The organism is Dialister sp. (assembly GCF_036343215.1).
In the GTDB taxonomy this organism is placed as follows: domain Bacteria; phylum Bacillota; class Negativicutes; order Veillonellales; family Dialisteraceae; genus Dialister.
In genome coordinates this window covers 1-5,259 of sequence record NZ_JAZASU010000109.1, presented here as the reverse complement: position 1 = coordinate 5,259, position 5,259 = coordinate 1, and the positions used below count along the sequence as shown (strand labels likewise).

The following is a 5,259-nucleotide window of genomic DNA, read 5'->3' as shown; positions in this document are numbered from 1 at the left end:
GTTTAGATCTTCCTTTCTATGTCAAAAACTAATGCTTAACATGATTTTAGCATTTCTCTTTTGGCGTCGTTCTCGAATTTCCATCTATTTAATTTGGGGTAGTCAGTTTTTGAATTTATTTAATCTTGGGTAAATTATACATATACATCACGAATAACGAAGAACGAATAACGAACAACGACCACCACTACGTGAGAAAATCCAATTTCATCGCAAAAGGCACTAAATCAATACTTCCCCGATATACCTCAAGCTGTTCCTCCAGAAGACCTTCTCCACTTCCCTTTCCGTAAAGCCTCCGTTCCTGAGGGCTTCGGCGAGACGGCCCATTTCGGAGGCGTCTTTGAGTTCCAGTTTCGGTTCGATGCCGTCAAAGTCAGAGCCTAAAGCCAGGATATCGATCCCGCCCACGTCCCGGATATGAATGGCATGGCGGACGATATTTTCCAGTTTCGTGATTTCTTCAAAGCCCGTGAAATGGTTGGCGAAATTGAGTCCGATGAGGCCTCCTTTTTCCCCGAAAAGGCGGATGAGGTCATCGGGCAGATTTCTCTGATGAAAAGTGACGGCCCTCGCATCGGAATGGGAAGCCACCGGCGGCACATGGCATTTTTCCAGAATCTGTTTCGTTCCGATGTCATTCAGATGGCTCGTATCCACAATCATATGGAGACGTTCCATTTCCTCAATGATTTCCCGGCCCTTTTCCGTAATGCCTTTGTCCTTTCCTTCCATGCCGTTTGGAAAGGCGATTTCATTGGGATAATTCCAGGTGAGGGTCATGAGGCGGACCCCGTCTTTATAGACCTGATGGAGCTTTTCAATGGATCCTCCCACCACTTCTCCCCCTTCAATGGAAAGAAGGGCCCCGATTTTTCCGTCTGCTTCCGCATCCCGGATATCGTCCCGGTTCAGGATGGGCGTGATGAATTTCCGGTTCTCTGCCATTTCTTTGCGGAAAGTGGAAAGCAGCTCCTCATACCTTGCCCAGGGATCTTTCGAAACCCCGCTGTCCACCCAGAGGGCAAAGTCCTGAATGAAACAGCCGCCCTTCTTTAATTTATGGATATCTATATAGAGAGAACTTTCCTGAAGACTCCCCGACTCCGGATGGTCATGAAGCTCCGTGATCGTATCGCAGTGAAAATCAATGTACCGCATAAAATCCCCTCCCATGCAGAAAAGGGCGTGCCTGTAATCACGCCCCATTGCGTTTCTATTCTTTTACGTCAATCCTGCCGGTCGTGGACCGTGTTCCGTGCTCCGTAATCCGTGGTTGTGGCCGCCAAATTCACGGGGCGGCCTTTTTATATCGGCCTTACTCCTTAGAACAGGATTATAACCTTTATTGTAAAGGAAATTTTTTCCCTTTGCAATACGCATTATAAAACAGGAAATAGATTCCCATTCACTCCACGCTAAAACCGCACCAGTTTTACAAAATCTCGCAAAACCAGTGCGGTTTCCAATTTCACTTCAAATGGGAGGCGTCCCGTCGGCTGAAGGCCAACTTCATAAGATTGGTTCGCGCAGCCCCATATCCTTCACGGCCCACGGTACACGGACCACGGATCACGATTCCCCGAATTGACTGAAATCGTTTCCGGCAGATTTGACTCTTATTCCCCCATTTCCTCCAGCACGTGAGCGCAGCGTGCGCAGACATGAGGATGTTTCGGATCGGAATCCACGTCCGGGGTGCGTTTCCAGCAGCGTTCGCACTTTTCGAGGGTGCAGACGGCTACGGTGCACTTCACGGTGCCTTCTTCATTGGAAATGGCATTTTCCGGAGCCCCTGCAGTTCCTTCCACGATCTTTGCCTGGGAAACGAGGCAGAAATCAGCGAGGTCTTTTTCCATGGCTTTCAATGCTTTGAAGTCTTCTCCATCTGCATAAACGGTGACTTCTGCATCCAGCGGATGACCGATGGTCTTTGCCTGGCGGGCTTCTTCCAGAGCCTTGGTGACTACGGAACGGATGGCGAGCTGTTTCTTCCACTTTTCATCCAGTGCCTGGTCCAGGTACTTGTCGTTTTCTTTCGGCATATCGCTCATATGAACGGACCATTCCCGTTCTTCTTTATTCGGCAGGGCCTGCCATACTTCTTCGGAAGTGAAGCAGAGGACCGGAGCCACCAGGCGGACCAGGGTGGTCAGGATTTCATACATGGCAGTCTGGGCAGAACGTCTCAGGAGGGAATCAGCTTTTTCGGTGTAGAGACGATCCTTCAGGATGTCCAGGTAAATAGCGGAAAGGTCAACGGTGCAGAAATTATGAACCGCATGGTACATCACATGGAATTCATAATCATCGTAAGCTTTGAGGACGGTCCGTTTTACCTGTTCCATGCGGAGGAGCGCCCATCTGTCCAGTTCTTCCATATCTTCATAAGCTACGGAATCTTTCTTCGGATCGAAATCATAGAGGTTGCCCAGGAGGTAACGGAAAGTATTTCTGATCTTTCTGTATACGTCAGACATGCCCTTTACGATCTTGTCGGACAGTCTTACGTCGCCCTGGTAATCAACGGAGGAAATCCAGAGACGCATGACGTCGGCGCCGTATTTATTGATGACATCCTGCGGAGCCACGACATTTCCTACGGATTTGGACATTTTTCTGCCTTCGCCGTCCATGGTGAAACCGTGGGTCAGGACTGCTTTGTACGGAGCATATCCGTTTACGGCTACGGAGCAGAGCAGGGAAGAATGGAACCAGCCGCGATGCTGGTCAGAGCCTTCCAGATAGAGATCGCAGGGATAGGAAACGCCTTTCCAGTCATCATGGGGATAGCGGAGTACGCCATTCCAGGTGGAACCGGAATCGAACCATACGTCCATGATATCTTTTTCTTTATGGAAATGGGTGCCGCCGCAATGCGGGCATTTGAATCCTTCCGGCAGAAGTTCTTCCGCAGAATGAATCCACCATGCATCGGTGCCTTCCTTTTCCACGATTTCTTCCACTTTCTTCATGGTTTCCGGAGTGATGACCCATTTGCCGCAGTCATCGCAGTAGAAGGCCGGAATCGGCACGCCCCAGGAACGCTGACGGGAAATACACCAGTCCTGACGGTCGCGAATCATATTGTACAGACGGTCATGGCCCCAGGACGGAATGAAACGGGTATCATCCACAGCCTTCAGTGCCTTGTCTCTGAAATCATTGATGGATGCGAACCACTGGTCCGTTGCTCTGTAGATAATCGGATTCTTGCAGCGCCAGCAGTGTGCATACTGATGGTGAATGGATTTCTTGCCGAGAAGCATTCCTGCATGAGCCAGGGCGGAAATGACCGGTCCTTCCACTTCCCAAATGGTCTTGCCTTCCAGGCCCAGTCCTGCTTCCGCAGTCATACGGCCTTTTTCATCTACCGGGCAGATGATGGGGAGATTCAGTTTACCCTTATTTCTATAATCCTGGCAGACTTCAAAGTCGTCCACGCCGTGTCCCGGAGCCGTATGAACGCAGCCGGTGCCGGCATCCAGGGTGACATGGTTTCCTTCCAGAACATAAGCCAGACGGTCAAGGAGCGGATGATGGAACGTAGCCAGTTCCCATTCGGAGCCCAGCATTTCGCGGCCTACGAATTCATAGTCCGTCACTTTGCATTCTTCCAGGGACTTCGGAGCCAGTTCCTTGTTCATCAGGTAATATTCGTCAGCTGCTTTGTTGTGAACCCATACATAGGTGAATTTCGGGTTTACGCAGATGGCTTCATTGGCCGGAATGGTCCAGGGGGTGGTGGTCCAGATCACGGCAAAGAGTTTTTCCTGCGGAACGCCTTCCGGAGCAAGACCTTTCAGGTCCACTGCCGGGAATTTGACGTAAATGGAAGGAGACTTTCTGTCCTTGTATTCGATTTCTGCTTCCGCCAGGGCGGTTTCGCAGTTCGGGCACCAGTAAACGGCTTTCTTGCCTTTATAAATATAGCCTTTATTCGCCATTTCGCCGAAGACTTCCAGTTCCTTGGCTTCCAGATGGGGGTCGAAGGTTACATAGGGATGCTTGAAATCGCCCACAACGCCCATACGGATGAAGTCAGCCTTCTGGATTTCAATCCATTTCTTCGCGTAAGCCAGGCATTTTCTGCGGAGTTCGAGAGGCGTCATGTTCGCGCGGTCTTCTCCGGAATCCTTCAGGACTGCGTATTCAATCGGCAGGCCGTGAGTATCCCAGCCCGGGATATAATTGGCTTCATAGCCGGCCATATGCTTATAGCGGACAATGATATCCTTCAGGGTCTTATTCAGGGCATGACCGATGTGAATCTTGCCGTTTGCGTATGGCGGTCCGTCATGAAGAACGAAAGTCGGTGCGCCATCCTTTCTTCTCTTTTCCAGTCTCTTCTCATACAGGTCATTCCTGGCCCAGAATTCCACGAAGCCCGGTTCCTTCTTCGGCAGATTGCCGCGCATGGGGAACTCGGTCTGTGGCAGATGCAGTGTCTTGCTGTAATCCATTTCTAATCCTCCTAAAGGAAATATGATTTCCTGAAATAAAAAAATCCCGTCCCGTGAGGGACGAGAATATTTCCCGTGGTACCACCCTGATGACCTTTCGGCCGCTCAGTACAGTTAACGATGTCCCGTCAGGGCTTTTCTTCCCTGAAGCTCCGAAGTGATCCATCCGCAGTCTGCATGCTTCCTCCCACCAAATGGAAGCTCTCTTTGCTGCAGTGCATGCGAAACGTCTTCATCTACGCCTGTCAGTATTTTTATATTGTACTTGTATCGGTAATGTAAGTCAAGGGGAAATATGGATTTGTGTCAGTTGGAGAAATCTTTCTTCGTGATTCGTGAAGGTGTGGTCCGAAATGATATGGGAGCCTCTTTTATTTTGAAATAAAGGACGCCCTGTGAATTTGGCGGCCAACTGTCCAGGTTCCCGGTCCCGGGTCCCGAGCGATGCAAAGCTTCAAAGACAGCTGATTTTTCAAAGTCTCGAAGAATTCAGTCTCTGAGACCTGATCACCGCAAACCGATAATTAAATAAAAAAAGCCGCCCACTATGACTGGTGGACGGCTTTGGGGGTACAAAAATAAACCCCCATTTGAGAATATGTTCTCGTTGTCCGGATTTCCGATCTTACCTGTCAATCGGCTGCAGAAATTCACACGTCTGGATATGTCATCTCGTGACTAAGTACGTTGCGGGGGGCGCGGGTCCGAAGAATCTTTTTTCTCGTTTGTTGGGAGTTTATTCTTTTGTAAAAATAATTGGAAACTCGATTTTTTCCTCGAGGATTTGAAAGCCTTC

Annotated in this window: 2 protein-coding genes; both read right to left on the bottom strand. The window is 49.6% G+C overall.

Annotated features, from left to right (window positions below; all coding sequences use genetic code 11):
• Positions 1-222 precede the first annotated feature (222 nt).
• Positions 223-1,161 (bottom strand): dipeptidase, encoded by a 939-nt coding sequence (locus tag VZT47_RS09225; protein ID WP_330224675.1) that lies wholly within the window; start codon positions 1,159-1,161, stop codon positions 223-225.
• Between the two features lie 458 nt (positions 1,162-1,619).
• Positions 1,620-4,463, bottom strand: coding sequence for an isoleucine--tRNA ligase (gene ileS, locus VZT47_RS09220; RefSeq protein WP_330224674.1), 2,844 nt, complete (start codon positions 4,461-4,463; stop codon positions 1,620-1,622).
• Positions 4,464-5,259: the final 796 nt, after the last annotated feature.